This window comes from Echinicola jeungdonensis, assembly GCF_030409905.1.
Taxonomy (GTDB): domain Bacteria; phylum Bacteroidota; class Bacteroidia; order Cytophagales; family Cyclobacteriaceae; genus Echinicola; species Echinicola jeungdonensis.
In genome coordinates, this window is the sequence record NZ_JAUFQT010000002.1 from 450220 (window position 1) to 467684 (window position 17465).

At 40.0% G+C, this 17465-nt stretch carries 10 protein-coding genes; all 10 read left to right on the top strand.

Annotated features, from left to right (window positions below; genetic code table 11):
• Window positions 1-564 precede the first annotated feature (564 nt).
• The 10 genes from QWY93_RS15150 (at window position 565) to QWY93_RS15195 (ending at window position 17437) form a co-directional block, all read left to right on the top strand.
• Window positions 565-2268 (top strand): acyl-CoA dehydrogenase family protein, encoded by a 1704-nt coding sequence (locus tag QWY93_RS15150; RefSeq protein WP_290249234.1) that lies wholly within the window; start codon window positions 565-567, stop codon window positions 2266-2268.
• A gap of 542 nt (window positions 2269-2810) precedes the next feature.
• Entirely contained in the window at window positions 2811-4421 is a 1611-nt protein-coding gene (gene susR, locus QWY93_RS15155; RefSeq protein WP_290249235.1) for a SusR family glycan utilization regulator, read from the top strand.
• A gap of 1212 nt (window positions 4422-5633) precedes the next feature.
• The gene (locus QWY93_RS15160) at window positions 5634-7778 is read left to right on the top strand and encodes a glycoside hydrolase family 97 protein (RefSeq protein ID WP_290249796.1); all 2145 of its coding nucleotides are present in this window, start codon (window positions 5634-5636) and stop codon (window positions 7776-7778) included.
• Between the two features lie 370 nt (window positions 7779-8148).
• Entirely contained in the window at window positions 8149-8388 is a 240-nt protein-coding gene (locus QWY93_RS15165; RefSeq protein WP_290249237.1) for an addiction module protein, read from the top strand.
• The gene (locus QWY93_RS15170) at window positions 8378-8629 is read left to right on the top strand and encodes a type II toxin-antitoxin system RelE/ParE family toxin (RefSeq protein WP_290249238.1); all 252 of its coding nucleotides are present in this window, start codon (window positions 8378-8380) and stop codon (window positions 8627-8629) included. The genes QWY93_RS15165 and QWY93_RS15170 overlap by 11 nt, the downstream gene beginning before the upstream one ends.
• A 488-nt stretch (window positions 8630-9117) precedes the next feature.
• Entirely contained in the window at window positions 9118-9663 is a 546-nt protein-coding gene (locus tag QWY93_RS15175) for an REP-associated tyrosine transposase (RefSeq protein ID WP_290249239.1), read from the top strand.
• A gap of 576 nt (window positions 9664-10239) precedes the next feature.
• Window positions 10240-13329 carry a SusC/RagA family TonB-linked outer membrane protein gene (locus tag QWY93_RS15180; RefSeq protein ID WP_290249241.1) on the top strand — a complete coding sequence of 1030 codons (3090 nt, stop codon included), beginning with the start codon at window positions 10240-10242 and terminating at the stop codon, window positions 13327-13329.
• A 19-nt stretch (window positions 13330-13348) separates the two neighbouring features.
• Window positions 13349-14824 (top strand): RagB/SusD family nutrient uptake outer membrane protein, encoded by a 1476-nt coding sequence (locus QWY93_RS15185; RefSeq protein WP_290249242.1) that lies wholly within the window; start codon window positions 13349-13351, stop codon window positions 14822-14824.
• 77 nt (window positions 14825-14901) lie between these two features.
• Complete coding sequence (locus QWY93_RS15190) at window positions 14902-16260, top strand: Gfo/Idh/MocA family protein (protein ID WP_290249243.1); 1359 nt, start codon at window positions 14902-14904, stop codon at window positions 16258-16260.
• Window positions 16261-16651: 391 nt separating this feature from the next.
• Window positions 16652-17437 carry a 3-keto-disaccharide hydrolase gene (locus tag QWY93_RS15195; protein WP_290249244.1) on the top strand — a complete coding sequence of 262 codons (786 nt, stop codon included), beginning with the start codon at window positions 16652-16654 and terminating at the stop codon, window positions 17435-17437.
• The last annotated feature ends 28 nt before the right edge of the window (window positions 17438-17465 follow it).

A 17465-nucleotide genomic window follows, 5' to 3' on the forward strand; every position in this document is an offset into this window, starting at 1 on the left:
TAAAGTGTCCACGAATCCGCCTCTGCGGACTTGTTACACTAATTAGCACAAATTTTTTTAATGAATTGGCTGTTTCTTTTAAAACTTGGTGAATCGGATCTGATCGTTTTTTGGCTAGTTTGGATTTGCAATTCAAACTTTAAATAGAAGTGGTATATATTCACCAGAGTTTGCAATAATATAAACCGTGCCGATGGCACTTTTGGGAAGGAGGGAAACAAGTTTCCCTGGGATAAATCCGTAGGTTACCATATCGGTTAATGTTTTTTTATGTCGATTAAAAAAATAAAAGTCCGAAACTGGTCGGAATTTGCAATCCCGACCCTAAATAAGGGGGATTTACAATCACACTAACTATCCAAATTGGAAACTATTTAGCGGGGAACTAAAATTTATCATTTTCTCAAAAGGTCCATCTGCCTTTACTTTTTATCAAGGAGCATAGTAATATTCTTTTACTTTCAGTGGACGATGGACTGTTAGCTGCTGACCTTTTAATTAGTTATTCCATGTGCCTGAAAAAATTGTTAACTTATAATTCATCAGGACAAAGATATTCTTTCAATGAAAAATACAGCCTCAAGCCATTCTTCAAAAACAGAACGGTCCAATCGGGTGTTGGACAATCAGTATCAGCCCAGCAAGGATTTTTGGGAAAGTGATCTGATATTGTCCTTTTTTTTGAAAAAAGAGTTTCCGGAAGAGACTTGGAATTACCTTCAACCTTTCCTTTCTCAACTTGGAAAAACAGCAGCCACTATCATGGATGAATTATCCCTGACAGCAGATAAACATGGGCCGGTGTTGAAAAAGAGAAACCACTTAGGGGAAACGGTAAATGAAATCGTCTTTCATCCTTATTACAATGAATTGTTGAAAATAGCTGTTGAATCAGGTTTATTTAAGGTTAAATGGTCTATTGAAGCGAGAAAAAACCATGGTGATTATCTCCATCGAATGGGATTTGGATTGGCTTTTCTGTATGGAATGGGGGATGCCAGTGTGCCCTGTCCATTGTGCATGACAGATGGGGCAGCCAGGTTGATTGACCGGTATGGCAGGGATGAGGATAAAGGAAGACTCTTGCCTCATATTTATGCAGATTTGGTTGAGGAACTTTATACCGGAGCCATGTTTTTGACCGAAAAAATTGGAGGGTCAGATGTAGGGGCTAATCTGGTGGAAGCAAATCATCAAGAAGGGGATTATTATTTGCTGAATGGAGAAAAATGGTTTTGTAGTAATGCCAATGCAGACCTGATTTTGGTTTTGGCAAGGACCAAACCTGAAATAGAGGGGACAAAAGGTCTTTCTATTTTTTTGGTTGAAAGGCAGAAACCTGATGGAACAACAAATGAGATGGATGTCATCCGCCTAAAAGAAAAGTTAGGGGTAAGATCTATGGCCAGTGCAGAAATCCTTTTGACCGATACCTTGGGGAAAAGGCTGGGGAAAGAGGGGGAAGGATTTAAGATCATGACCGATATGATTAACCTATCCAGGCTTTGGAATGCAGTCATTGCTATTTCCAGTTATAGACGATGCCTGGTGGAAGCTTATCAGTTTTTATCCCACCGTCAAACTTTTGGAAAAAAAGCATTGGAACATGCTTTGGTAAGAACCAAGCTGGAAGAACTTATAGCCAATTATTTGGCAGATTTTTATCTTACCTGGAAAACCATCCGGACCCTTGATGAGGGTGACAACGGAAATGAAAAAAGTCGAGAACTGGTTCGAATACTGACCCCCATGGTCAAAAAGAAAACGGCAGAAACAGCTGTGTATGGAATCAGGGAAAGTATGGAATTGATGGGTGGACTTGGGTACATTGAAGACACCGTGATTCCCAAATTTATGAGAGACACTTTGGTTTTACCAATTTGGGAAGGGGCTGGGAATATCATGGTGTTGGATATGTTAAGAGCAATTAGAAAATCAGATGGGCTCTCTATTTTGTATTCTGAAATGTATAAAATATTCAATGAATCGGGTAAATTTGAAGATGAATTGAATAAGTTGGAGAACCTTATGGGTGCCATTGAAAACTTCAAAGAAATGGATCAGGATTCTTTGGAAGCAAGTGCTAAAGGGATATTTGAAGATTTGACGCGCTTATATCAAATTGCATTATTAAAAAAAGCAATGGTTCAGGAAAATGAGCCTTGGATATTGCCGACTATAGAATATTTACAGGGAAGGAAGAAGGAGAGCCATTTAATTTCTCCGCTTTCAGTACAGCAAGTAAAGGGGATGATGGGTTGGAGGTGATGAATTAAAAGTTGGAATGTCATTTAAGAACTGAAGCCTGGTACCAAGATTTATATCTATTAAGACCCTGTCAATTTGCCTGGAGCTTGAATCTTTGGGAAAAATAATAACTAGGGTTTTAAATTTTTAACGTTAAAAATAAATACCGGTAGAATGTAAAAAGGTTAAAAGTCGGTCTATTTTTAATTTATTCATTATCATCAAACTAAGCCCTGAATAGGGCGAAATAAGTCAACCAAGGATTTGGACCTTGGAGAAACTAGCTCCTAGTTTTTTGGTTGGAGCGGCAAAACTTTTACTATTCCTGTTTCTTTTCCCCTAAAACCTAAAGGACTAAATTTCAGGAAAAAAGGATTCCAAATTTCTGGATTACTTATTAGGATTTTAAATCCTTAAAAAGGGGATCCGAAAATGTAAATTCCGAATAACCGGACATTTAATTTTGATCCAAAATTTCCCTATCAGTCCGTATTTCCTTTAATTTTCTTTTGATGATTTTCCGATCATTTGTTTAAGTTTACCCAGATTTTGGATTCAAAGCTATGATCAATAAAACCCTAATTACATTAATTATTCTGATTTCAAGTTCCTTTTTTCAGGCCTGGGCAAATACCAAAGATAGCCTTCTTCATGTTTTGAGTGAATCCATAGAATTTCAGGAAAAATATATCCAGGAGAAAGAGGATCATATAGAAAATTTAAAGGGTCAATTAAATTCAACTGATAATCAGAACCACCAGAAAGTTTTTGAGATAAACCTTAAACTTTACAAAGCCTATCAATCTTACCAATTTGATTCTGCATTTACCTATGCCCGAAAATTGCAGGAGGCAGCAAGGAAAATGGGATTCGCGGATAAAGCAACCCAGGCTAAACTTGCCTTAAGTACAATTCTGCGATCCTCAGGGATGTATAAGGAAGCTTTCGATTCCTTGAATGCTATCCAATTAAAAGGTGTGACAGATAGCCTTAAAATTGAGTTTTACCGGCAAAAAGCCCTGGCCCACTATGATTTGGCCGCATATAACAGTGATGACTATTATTCAACCCTGAATGGACAAAAGGGCAATCAGTTTGTGGATGCTGCGATTTCACTGGCCGATTCAAATGGTTTGGTTTATTATCAATTAAGAGGTCTTAAAGCGGAAGCGATTGGGGATTATTTAACTGCTCTGGAAATATTTCAGCAAATAGTTGAAAATTTTGATATCTCTTTACATGAATCAGCCATGGCTTATTATTCCTTGGGAAGGATCCATTTGGCTTTGGGGGATGAAGAAAAGTCACTGGAATACATTACCCGATCTGCCATTGCGGATGTCCAATCAGTAACCAAGGAAACGGTGGCTTTGATGGATTTGGCCAATAGGCTTTATGACCTGGGTGAATTATCCCTAGCTTATGATTTTATCAATCAAGCCGCCGAAGATGCTAAATTTTATGGGGCAAGGCATCGTATTTTGCAGGTTTCGGCGATCCTTCCGGAAATAGAAAGTGCCAAACTGGCCAGTGTGGAATACCAAAGGAAAAGGTTGATGACCTTTTTGATCACGGTGACCTTGCTTTCTCTTATGGTGATAGGTTTTGCTTTTATCATCTTCAGGCAATACAGACTATTAAAGCTAGCCAAAAAAGACCTTACTCAAAGTAATTCCAAGCTGCTGGAAGTCAATGAAAAATTAAAAGAAGCCAATAAGATTAAAGAAGAATATATTGGTCATTCTTTTACCAAAGATTCTGAATACCTGGATAAACTGGATAGGTTCAAAAAGGATATTGACCGAAAGCTGATGTCCAAAAAATTTGATGATCTCCATCATGTACTAAAATCCATAAACCTAAAGCAGGAAAGAGAGGCCTTATTTGTTAAATTTGATGAAATTTTTCTCCGCTTATTTCCCAATTTCATTAATACCTTCAATTCCTACTTTAAAGAAGAAGACCAATTTGAAATAAGAAACAATCAGTCACTTCCAATTGAACTCCGGATTTTTGCATTGATACGAATAGGCATTACTGATCATGAACAGATTGCCAGCATTTTGGGCTATTCTGTCCGCACCATTTACAATTATAAAACTAAGGTCAAAAGTAAGTCCATACTTTCCAATGAGGAGTTTGAGCAAAAGGTAATGGAGATAAGGACGGTTTAATAAATTGGAAATGAAGAATGAGGAATGTGAAATTTGTTTAATTTAACTAGATTGATAGAACCTTTTAATAAACGGGAACCGTTGTGCCGGGTCTCCTCCCCAGCACTTCCTAAAGTTGAGCTTGTCTCATAAGTCATATTCTGAATTTGGTTACAAAATTTTATATTGTTGGTGTTACCAACTTATTGGGGGCAAAAAAGATTAATCTAATTCGAAGAAATTGTTTTTCCGCCTTGCAGGTTTTGGCGTAAAGAAATTTAAGAAGTGGGCAACAAAAGGCACAGGCATGTCTGACGGGAATGCTGCAAATAACTTTTGATGATGTTTATAAAGAAGGAGTTTGGCTGTGTGTGGGGAGCCTTAAATTTTAGCCAAAAGATGCACACTTGTGCGCCGGGGCGTAGCGGCGGGTTTTTTTGGTCACTTTTTTTTACCTGAAGAAAAAAAGTGACAAAGGAAATTACCTTCAAAATATTATTTGGAGATTAATGGAGCAAATGGAATTATGATACAGCCTCATATTTTTTCCCAATTTCTCGAGTAAATAATAGATTGACAGAAAAATAGAAATTTCCTCAAGCCTGTAAGGCTTGAATAAAATTAACCCCGGGACAAATCCCGGGGAAAATATGGAGTAAACTCCTATACCCAACTCCGTAGGAGTTGAACTATATTTGGGTGAATTGCTTTCTGTAAGAAATATTTCCACCTTTAAAAAAACTTAATTAATTATTGAAAAACACTAGTTAATGGTTTTTAATTATCGTTAAAAGAAGGTTAAAAGTCTTTAATCTGTTTACTTTTCATTTACTTTTTAGTGAAGTTAAAAATGTCGTATATGTTTTAATATCAGTGATTTGTCCTGAGTTAATTAAATTGTTTTTTACCTCATTATTCAATAAATTGATACAACTGACTTTATAGGGCAATTTTGGGGCAAGATGCTTCCTACAGCATTTTAATATTTATTCAAATTAACAAAACCCTAAAAGTATGCAGGCTGACTTATCAATTTCCAACCTTTATAGTGGCTCTTTTACAAAGAGTAGAATATTGATTCTGGGCCAAATTTATTTTGGCTGAGGATTAGATTTAATAAGCCGTTTTTTTTAATCACACTTCCAAAATCATCATCTCAAACCATGATTTGGAGTTTAAAAATTGGCGATTCTATAAAGATTAAACCTATTGGAAATGAAAATTAAATTAACCATGAAGAAAATATTATTTATTGGCGTTTTATTTCTCGCCATTTTTGAAAGAGGATTAGGACAGACCCTAAGCTCTCCTGATGGTGATCTTTTGATGACCTTTTCATTACAAGATAACGGAACCCCAACTTATCAATTAAACTTTAAAGATGCTGAAGTGATCAAATCAAGCCAATTAGGTTTTGATTTGAAAAATGATGAAGTGGATTTGATGGATGGATTTACCATTGCTGATACCCAAACATCCACTTTTAATAATACCTGGGTGCCTGTTTGGGGAGAGGAGAAAGAAATCCAAAACCATTATAATGAATTGGAAGTTAACCTGATTCAGGAAGAGACCGGAAGGGAAATGCTGCTTCGATTCAGGCTATTTGATGATGGACTTGGATTTCGCTATGAATTCCCCCAACAAGATAATCTGGGGCATTTCGTAATCTCTGATGAAAAAACCCAGTTTGCGCTGACCGGTGATCATACCGCTTTTTGGGTTCCGGGGGATTATGATACCCAGGAATATGATTTTACCGAATCCAAGCTTTCTGAAATAAGGAAACATATGGAGGTGGCCATTACAGATAATGTTTCCCAAACTTCTTTTTCACCCACAGGAGTGCAGACTTCTTTGATGATGAAAACTGAGGATGGTCTTTATATCAACCTTCATGAAGCAGCTTTGATCAATTTCCCAGCAATGCATTTGAATTTGGATGATAAATCCATGGTTTTTGAATCCTGGCTAACCCCAAATGTAAATGGTGACAAGGCCTTTATGCTGGCACCTGCCGAAACTCCCTGGAGAACGGTAATGGTAAGCGATGATGCCAGGGAAATTTTGGCTTCCAAAATCACCCTTAACCTCAATGAACCCAACAAAATCGAAGATACTTCCTGGATCAAACCTATGAAATATGTGGGCGTTTGGTGGGAAATGATCACCGGAAAAAGCAGCTGGGCTTATACCGATGATTATTCTGCTGTCAAATTGGGAGTTACCGATTATGAGGAAGCCGAACCCAATGGAAAGCATGGCGCCACTACCTCCAATGTGAAAAAGTATATTGATTTTGCTGCCAAGCATGGATTTGATGGGGTTTTGGTAGAAGGATGGAATATTGGTTGGGAAGATTGGTTTGGCCATTCCAAGGATTATGTATTTGATTTTGTAACTCCTTATCCCGATTTTGATTTGGAAGAAGTCAGGGATTATGCCAAAAGCAAAGGGGTGGAAATGATCATGCACCACGAGACTTCCGGTTCTGTTCGGAATTATGAAAGGCATATGGATGAAGCCTATCAATTAATGAAGGACAATGGCTACAATGCAGTAAAAAGTGGTTATGTAGGGGATATACTTCCCAGAGGTGAAAACCACTACAGCCAATGGTTGGTAAATCATTATCAATATGCTTTGGAGAAAGCAGCCGACTACCAGATTATGGTGAATGCTCACGAAGCAGTAAGGCCTACTGGAATCTGCAGAACCTATCCCAATCTGATCGGTAATGAATCTGCAAGGGGCACGGAATACCAGGCCTTTGGTGGATCCAAAGCCAACCATGTGACCATTTTGCCTTTTACCCGCTTGTTGGGTGGTCCAATGGATTATACACCCGGGATTTTTGAAATGGACCTCAGCAAGGTGAATCCTGAAAATGACTCCCATGTCAACAGCACTTTGGCCAACCAATTGGCGCTATATGTGACCATGTATAGTCCTTTACAGATGGCAGCGGATTTACCGGAAAATTATAACCGGTTCATGGATGCCTTTCAGTTTATCAAAGATGTGGCCATTGATTGGGATGAAAGCATTTATCTGGAAGCAGAACCAGGGGATTATATCACAGTAGCCAGGAAAGAAAAAGGAAGTGAAAACTGGTTTGTAGGAAATGTCAATGGATTGGAAGAGCGGACTTCCGAGGTTGAATTTGATTTCTTGGATGAAGGTAAAACCTATATAGCCACTATTTATGCAGATGGAAAAGATGCCCATTATAAAACCAATCCACAATCCTATACCATACAAAAGTTTGCAGTGGATTATAAATCCAAACTCAAACAAATGTCCGCACCAGGAGGTGGTTATGCTATAAGTATAATTCCAGCGGAAAAATCGGAATTGAAAGGATTGAAGAAACTTTAAGGCCTCTTTTAAGTTAATTTTTCCAACAAACCCCAGGGATTTTTTCTTGGGGTTTTTTGTCATTCTGCTGACTTTTTTCCTCTGCAATTCCCTATAACATAGTTAAAGTGAAGGATTTCCCCACCCGCCCCTCGATCTCCTTTAGGGGAAGTCCTGCCCGCTCAAATCTTTCTGAATGGTCCAAGTCTTTAGCTGACCTGCCGAAGGCAAGGGAGGCGGGGACTTGGACCATTACTCTTCACAGTCTCCAGACTGTGGTATCCTTTTTTTAATTCCCACCACTCCAGTTAATACTTTCCATGTTGGAGAGTAATGAATCTCAACGTTCAAAAAAATCGTTACCTTTAGGAAAGAACTACAAAGGGAACAAATGGATATAAAATCTGTTAAAATCGATCTTATCCACTGGCTTACTGAGCTTCAGGACAAGACTGTCCTGAAAAAGCTTCAAGGGCTAAAAGAGCAACAGGAAAGTACTATTGAATTAAGTCCAGAACAAAAAAAAGAACTGGAGGCTAGGTTTGAGAAGTATGAAAATGGGGAAATGGAGTTTTCCCCATGGGATACTGTGAAAGACAGGATAAGAAAACGTGCTAAGGATGCCCTATAATTACCAACTGTCCGAAGAGGCGGAATCGGATGTTTTCGAGTCCTATCTTTGGTATGAAAAGCAAAAGAAAGGTTTAGGGGAAGAATTTTTGGATGCAATTGATGCAGCAGGAAAGGCCATAGCAAGCAATCCTACAACTTACCGGGTTCGTTTCAAAAAGAAAGTCAGGGCTTTTGTAATAGATCGGTTTCCCTACCTTGTTTTGTATGTTGTAAATGGAAATGATATTGATGTCATATAGGTATTCCATACAAACCAACACCCGAAAAAATGGAAAAAACGGGTGAAATAACCTAATTTTTCAGCAACCCTGCAGAAGGAAAGGGAATCGGTGACTTGGACCTTTTCTCTTCACAGTCTTCAGACTGTGGAACACTTTTTTATTTACTTAAGAAATATGCCATCGATAAAATGAAAATTTGAATTTCCCCACCCGGATCCCTTTATTCCCTTTAGGGGAAGCACCAAATGGTCTAAGTCTTTAACTGACCTGCCGAAGGAAAGGAAGCGGTGACTTGGACCTTTGCTCTTCAGAGCCTCCAGACTGTGCTACGCCTTTTTATCGCCCCTTTATTAGATCTTTGGAAAGATTTTTAATAATATTCTTTTTTGGATAGGGCTATTCGCCCCCCACTGGGTGAAGATTGGCGGAGGACTAGGTGTAGATTGCATATACACCTTCCTATTATTAGAATTTGCAATTCGGGTTTACAAGAATTACTTTTAGATATGGGTGAAGCCTATCAGGCAAGAGATCAGGAAATGCCTTGTTTTTTAACCTTCCAAGTGGTAGGTTGGGCTGATGTTTTTTCAAGAAAAGTCTATAGGGACTTCGTCTTGGAAAACCTGACCTATTTCAGAAAAGAAAAAGGACTTTACCTTTTTGGATATGTCATCATGACAAACCATATTCATTTGGTGGTTCAGCAAAAAGACGGGAAATTTTCAGCATGGGTACGTGATTTCAAAAAGTTTACAAGCAAGAAACTACTTGCCATGATTCTGGAGAATCAACAAGAAAGTAGGAAAGAATGGTTGAAGATGATCTTTATTTACCATGCAAAATTCAACAAAAGGTCTGGAGGCATGCAGTTCTGGACTCATGAGAACCATGCTATAGAACTTTACCGACATGAAATGACCGAAAGCAGAGTCAAATACATCCATGAAAATCCAGTTAGAGCAGGATTAGTGGAGAAACCTGAAGATTATTTGTGTTCAAGCGCCAGAAACTACTCAGGACTCAAAGGGTTAATTGAGGTAGATTATTGGTGATTTTTGGTTTTTTTGCAATTGGAAATTGGCTAGGATATTAGGGTGTAATTGCAAATTACACCCAGTCACCATAGACGGTTTATTCTTCACCTAGGTGAGGACAAAAACAAAGGTATTACTTCTCCTGAATGGTCCAACTCTTCAGCTGACCTGCCGAAGGTAAGGAAGCAGTGACTTGGACCTTTGCTCTTCAGAGCCTCCCGAGTCGGGAACCCTTTTTTAATTCAGCCTAAAATAATTTGCCATCGATAAATTGAAAAATAAGTTAATGATTATAGTCCCGGCCTTTTTAACTGAAACCAGTTAATAAATAATCCAATTCTTCATTCGAAAATAGGGGAGCTAAGCCCAATTCCCCATTTATTCATATCAATTGAGGTTACTTTTTATTTACTTTTTTACAAGCTTGAAAATACTGTAAGTAGCTGGTTTATAAAGTTTTAAAAGTTTATTAAGTTGGTTATTTTTTACCTCTTTTATCATAAAATTGAATTCGGGTTTGTTTAAGGGCAATTTTGAATCATGGTGCTTGAAAAAGCATTGGAATCAATTTCAATTAAATCAAACCCAAAATTTATGAATCGAATTTTACTTAACCCAAAACGGGGAAATCATTTGGGCTGGTCTTACCAACACCAGTCCTGGTCTCTTCCAAAAAAGATGTTGATCATCTTTTTATGGATGGCCATTGCTCTGTTTATCGTTTCTTCGGCAAAGGCCCAAAATACACAGCTGGTAAAAGGAACAGTTAATGATCCGAGTGGGGAATCCATTCCCGGAGCTACCGTTAGACTTAAAGGAAGTTCCAATATTGGGACCATTACGGATTTGGAGGGAAGGTATGAACTGAAAATTCCTGAAGAAAACGAAAATGGCACTTTGGTCTTTTCTTTTGTGGGCTATAAAAAGCAAGAAGTAGTTATCAATGGTAGATCAACCATCAATATAACGCTTCAAGCAGATATGCAATCCCTGGATGAAGTGGTTGTAGTAGGTTATGGCAGCCAAAAGAAAAAGGACATTACCGGGGCTATTGGAAGTGTGGATACAGAAGATATCAAATCCATGCCCGTGCCTACTGTAAGTAATGCCATCCAGGGAAGGACGGCTGGTGTACAGGTGGTTGTTTCCGGCCAGCCAGGTGCGGATGCCACTTTTAGAATCCGGGGTACAGGAACCATCAATAATAGTAATCCACTATTGGTAATAGATGGAGTGCCTACCACTTCAGGACTCAACCAAATCAATATGAATGATGTGGAATCCATACAGGTCTTGAAGGATGCTTCAGCTGCAGCCATTTATGGTTCAAGGGGAGCCAATGGCGTAGTCATCATCACTACCAAAAAAGGAGCCAATGGGGAAGGTTCCCTTAACTTTGACGTTTATAGCGGGGTTCAGCAGGTGGCCAATCCCCTGGAGATGTTAAATGCGGCTCAGTTTGCAGTTTTGCACAATGAGATGATGGAAAACAATGGCCTTGAAACCCGGCCTGATTTTTCTGATCCATCATCCTGGGGGGAAGGGACTGATTGGTTAGGAACCTTATTTAGGACAGCTCCCCAGCAGAGTTATTCCTTGTCTTATTCCAATGGAAATGAAAAGTCCAATGTTTACGCTTCCGCCAGTGTGTTGGACCAAAAAGGAGTGGTCATGGAAACGGGATATAGAAGGTACACACTGCAGTTGAACTCTGATGTGTTGGTATTTGATAGGTTAAAATTTGGCAATAATTTGACTTTAAACCACGATGTCAACAAAAGTGGCGATTACAGTATTCGTAATGCGATGGCTGCATTGCCTACCCAATCCATTTACAACGAGGATGGATCCTATGCAGGTCCTGTTGGTAGGCCTTCCTGGTATGGGGATATTTCCAACCCGATTGGAAAAGCCCGCTTGGTTGAAAATTCAACCTTAGGCTATAATATTAGGGGCTCCGTATATGGTGATTTGGAAATTACCGAAAACCTGAGCTTTAAATCCACAGCTGGCATCCAGGCTAATTTTTGGGATACCAGAACATGGTCTCCTTCCTACGACTGGCAGCCAATTCCACAACCGGAAGCTTTTCTGTCCAGGAATTTCCATAAATCCATTACCTGGCTTTGGGACAATACCCTGACTTACCGGAAAGTTTTTGGAGATCACCAAATTACCGCCATGCTTGGGACCAGTATGCAGGAAAATCGCTTTGACTTTATGGGAGGTTCCGTCCAGGGTTTTGCCAGCGAGGTGACCCAGCAGCTGGACAATGGTACCGAACAGCCTACTTTGGGGGGAAATGCCTCTGAGTGGGGATTGATGTCCTATATGGCTCGTGCAAATTATGATTATAAAGGCAAATATTTGTTGACCGGTACTTTAAGGAGGGATGGATCTTCCCGGTTTGGCGCGGGAAATAAATGGGGTGTTTTTCCTTCCGGATCTTTTGCCTGGAGGGTTTCCAATGAAGAGTTTTTTAAATCGGTAGCTATCAGTGACTTGAAAATCAGGGCTGGTTATGGAGTAACCGGAAATCAGGAAATAGGTAATTATTCATTTGCTTCTGCTTTAAGCACAGGCCAATATAATTTTAATGGTACCCTGGTTCCCACGGTAGTTCCAGCCATCATGCCCAATCCTAATGTCAGGTGGGAAGCCGTAGAGCAAATCAATGTTGGTATAGATGCTTCAATATGGCAAGACAGGTTGACAGTAACTTTAGATGGGTATATCAAAAACACCAACGACATGTTGGTTCCAATGGCCGTTCCTGTTTCCACTGGCTACTCGGATATAGTTGTACCTCAAATCAATGCCGGTAAAATCAGCAATAAGGGGATTGAACTTAGCATTGGATCCACCAATATTCAAAGGGAAGATTTTATTTGGACTTCTGATTTCAATGTAAGCTACAATCATAATGAAGTCATCAGCTTGAATGATACTGTGCCCATGACCACCGGAAGTGTTGGGTTTAATTACAATTTGGCCAGAATTCAAGCAGGTAGATCCATCAATGAATTTTATGGTTTTGTGACCAATGGCTTATTTCAAACCCAGGAGGAAGTTGAAAATTATGCTGTACAGGTTGGGGGATCGGATCCGTTCAACAGGACTTCAGCAGGGGATATCAAGTTTAAAGATTTGAACAATGATGGGGTGATCAATGATGAGGACAGGACCTTTATTGGCAATCCCAATCCGGATTTCATTTTCGCCCTGAACAATAATTTGACCTTCAAAAACTTTGACCTTTCTCTTTTCCTTCAAGGGGTAGCAGGCAATCAGATTTTTAATGCCAACCGGATTTGGGCAGAAGGAATGGCTGTAGCCCAAAACCAAACCACCGAAACATTAAATCGATGGACTGGAGAGGGAACAAGTAATGAAATGCCCAGGGCAGTATTTAATGATCCTAATAAAAATACCCGTCCATCGGACCGGTACATAGAGGATGGTTCTTACCTCCGGGTCAAAAATGTTACCCTAGGTTACAATTTTCCTGAAAGTATTTTGAATCGCTTTAGCCTGTCAAAATTGAGGGTATATGGTTCAGCCCAAAACCTTTACACATTTACCCAATATCAGGGAATGGATCCGGAAGTTCCTATAAATGGAATTGACCTTAATGTCTATCCGGTAACCCGTACGCTTACCCTAGGTGTTAACCTGAGTTTCTAAACTTAAAACCCAAAATCAAATGAAAATTATTAAAAAGATATATATAGCCCTTTTGGCTAGCACAACCCTTATAGCTTGCAGTGATATTTTAGAAAAGCAGCCCCTGGATACTATCAATACCTCCAACTTCTTCCGCACTGAAGAAGATGCCATCAATGCCATTAATGGGGCATATCAGCCCCTTCAATGGCCAAAATTATACAATATGCGGATGTGGACTTCCGATATTATGGCTGGTAATAGCATTGTGGGTGCAGGCGGTGGTGATGATGGCCGGGAAACCCAGGATATGGCCAATTTTGTCACCGCCACGGATAATCCAGGCGTTCTTGATCTTTGGAGAGGGCCTGCACCGGGCATTTTGAGAGCCAATACGGTATTGAAAAATGTGCCTCAAATGGAAATTGACCAGGAGTTAAAAAGTAGGATCTTAGGGGAAGCCCATTTCCTGAGAGCTCACTATTATTTTATCCTGGTAAGGTATTTTGGGGATGTTCCTTTAATCACTGAACCACAAAATCCGGAAGATGACTTAAGACCTACTCGTACTCCCAAAGAAGAAGTTTTTGATTTGATCATTAACGATTTCTCAATGGCTTTTGATTTGTTACCTCCCAAATCAAATTATGCAGCTGATGATCTTGGCCGGGCCTGTAAGGGGGCTGCAGCCGGTATGCTAGCCAAAGTTTACTTGACTTTGGGTCAGTATCAGAATTCATTGGACATGATTGCAGAAGTGGAAGCATTGGGATATGAACTGAATCCAATTTATGAACAGAATTTTGATGCCCAACACGAAAATGACCAGGAGTCTTTGTTTGAGGTGCAATATTTTGGAAAAACCAGTAATAGTTTTTGGGGAAATGAAAACCAAGCTTCTTGGGTAAGCACCTTTACAGGACCTCGAAATGCAGATATGGTAGCAGGTGGCTACGGTTGGAATCAGCCTACGCAGGAATTTGTGAATTCCTATGAAGAGGGGGATTTAAGAAAAGATGCCACCATTCTTTACGAAGAAGGGCCCCAATTTGACGGTCAGGAATATGATTCAGATTATTCCACCACAGGGTACAACCTTAGGAAATTTTTGGTGCCCAAAAGCATTTCACCCAATTATGATACCAATCCTCTTAATTTCCCAGTACTCCGCTTTTCTGATGTATTGCTGATGAAAGCTGAAGCTTTAAATGAATTGGGCCGTACTTCGGAGGCAGAAACCCCACTAAATAAAGTGAGGGATAGGGCAGGGTTGGACCCTGTTTCAGGCCTTTCCCAAGAGGAGTTTAGGATGAAAGTCCTGCATGAAAGAAGAATAGAATTGGCTTTTGAGGGGCAACGCTGGTTTGACCTGATCCGGGTCAATGGAGGACAATATGGCTTGGATTTTCTTCATTCCATTGGAAAGTCCAATGCATCAGAAAAACACCTATTGTTTCCTATTCCTCAAAAAGAAATAGATGTTAATCCTAACCTGACCCAAAATATGGGGTATTAAATAAACAAAAATGTTTTCAAATAGGGTAGAACCTTCTGTTTTACCCTGTTTGATTCATTTACCAAAAGAAATTAATAATGAACCCAAAACGAAGAAATTTCTTGAGAAATTCCACCCAGTTGGTAGCCGGATTAGGGCTTTCAGCTGTACCGGGAAATACTCTTTTTGCTGATACAGCAAAACAATCCAAATCCCCTTTTTCGCCCAATGAGATGGTTAACGTGGCCCTAATTGGCTGTAGGAGTATGGGGTGGACCAATCTGACCTCCTTTCTCACTCACGAAAATGTAAGGTGCACCGCACTATGTGATGTGGATAGGAAAATCCTGAATGAACGTGCAGGAGAACTGGAAAAAAATACTGGTATAAAACCTTCCCTTTATAGCGATTATAGAAAATTGCTGGAAAACAAGGATATCGATGTCGTAATCATAGGTACACCTGATCATTGGCATTGCCTTCAAATGGTCGAAGCCTGTGCAGCTGGAAAAGATGTATATGTAGAAAAACCCATCGCAAATAGTATTGAGGAATGTAACCTGATGGTGGCTGCCAAAAATAGGTATGGCAGCATTGTACAAGTGGGACAATGGCAACGTAGCGACCCTCACTGGAAAAGTGCTTTGGAGTATCTCAATTCCGGAAAATTAGGTAAGATCAGATCTGCGAAAACCTGGGCTTATGTAAATTATGGCCGAAGTTTTCCAACCAAAGCGAATCAACCAGTTCCTGAAGGGGTAGATTACGATATGTGGCTGGGGCCAGCACCAAAGAGACCTTTTAACCCCAACCGCTTTCATGGAAATTTCCGGTATTTCTGGGATTATGGAGGGGGATTGATGACCGACTGGGGGGTCCATATGATTGATATGGTCCTTTCGGGAATGGAAGTGTCCACTCCTGGCTTGGTATCGGCAGTCGGAGGAAAATATGGTAATCCTCAAAGTGCGGCAGAAACACCTGACACCCTGAACGCGGTCTATGATTTTGGAGAATTTTCTATGCTGTGGGAACAATCCCTGGGTACGGGAAGAGAGCCATATAACAGGCAAAGCGGGGAACCAGGAGTCGCCTTTGTAGGCAATAATGGCACACTAGTTATCAATAGAAATACCTGGGAAATATACCCTGAAGTCAATGAGGATAAATATATGGTGGACCCCATACCCATTCAGAGAAAACCAGGCGCCTGGTCTTATGGCCTTGATCACCACACCCGTAATTTCCTGGATTGCATTAAGAACCGGCAACAACCCAATTGCACAATTGAAATGGGGCGAAATGCAGCCATCAATGCACAGATAGGAAACATCTCCTACCGTCTTGGTACTGCATTAAAATGGGTTGATCATAAAAACCAATTTATCGATAATCCTAAGGCCAATGAAATGGCCAAAGCAATTTATCGAGCCCCCTGGAACTTGCCAAGTGTATAGATTTATTGGCTTATTAATCTGAGTTCGATTTTAAAAGTAGTGTAATATGATCGCTAACGTCCTTGTGAGAATTCAACATTTTCTCAATTATAAAGGAGTTGAATAACGTGGGTTTCGGAGCGTTGTCATCCCGACAAAGGAGGGATCTCTATTTCAAACCGTATTCGAAAGAGATGCTTCCTGTCGTCAGCATGACAAGGTTCTCATCAATGGTAGCCCTTTAGCTCTGAGAGTAGGGAGGGAAAGGGGGCACCTCCCGGAGGACAGGCAATCTTGTTTTTACAGGATTCCCACTCCGCCTCCCACGGATCGGAGTGACGTTTTTATAACTCGAACTGAGGTTTTATGGCTGCCTTAATTAACAATAGTCACAAATAATTAAATCAAAAACATGGATACATATAATCAAATACCAAAAATACTTTCTTTTGTTTTATGCGTATTAGCCTTTGCGCAGGTCAAGGCCCAAGAGCAAAAAGGTCCACAAATGACCCCGGAAATGACGGAATTTTGGGACCATAAAGTGCCCATAATAAGTCCGGGCGAAATAACCGAAAATGCTGCTATGACGGCACCTTCAGATGCCTTGGTGCTTTTTGATGGCAAAGATCTGTCAAAGTGGGAAAGTGTAAAGGGGGGACCTGCTAAATGGATTGTTGAAAATGGTGTTTTTACTGTGAATAAAGGAACAGGAGATATCCAAACTATTGAGAAATTTAATGATTTCCAATTGCATATTGAATGGAAGGTTCCGGAAAATATTACTGGGAAAAGCCAGTTTAGGGGTAATAGCGGAATTTATTTACAAGGAAGGTATGAATTGCAAGTACTGGACAATTACAACAATCCCACCTATAGTAATGGCCAGGCAGGAAGTATCTATAAGCAAACCCCTCCTTTGAAAAATGCAATGAGGGCTCCAGGCGAGTGGAATGTCTATGACATTATCTATACTGCCCCCCGTTTCAAGGAAGATAAAACCCTGTTTTCTCCAGGAAGGGTGACTGTCATCCATAATGGAGTGGTGATTCAAAACAACACCCAGATCAAAGGTCATACGCCATTCACAGGACTTCCCAAATACACGTATCATGAAAAAGGTTCTATTAAGCTTCAGGATCATGGGGATCCTAGTGAGCCCATCAGTTACCGGAATATTTGGATAAGGGAGCTTTGATACCAAAACTCGAAAAGTGATGAAAAAA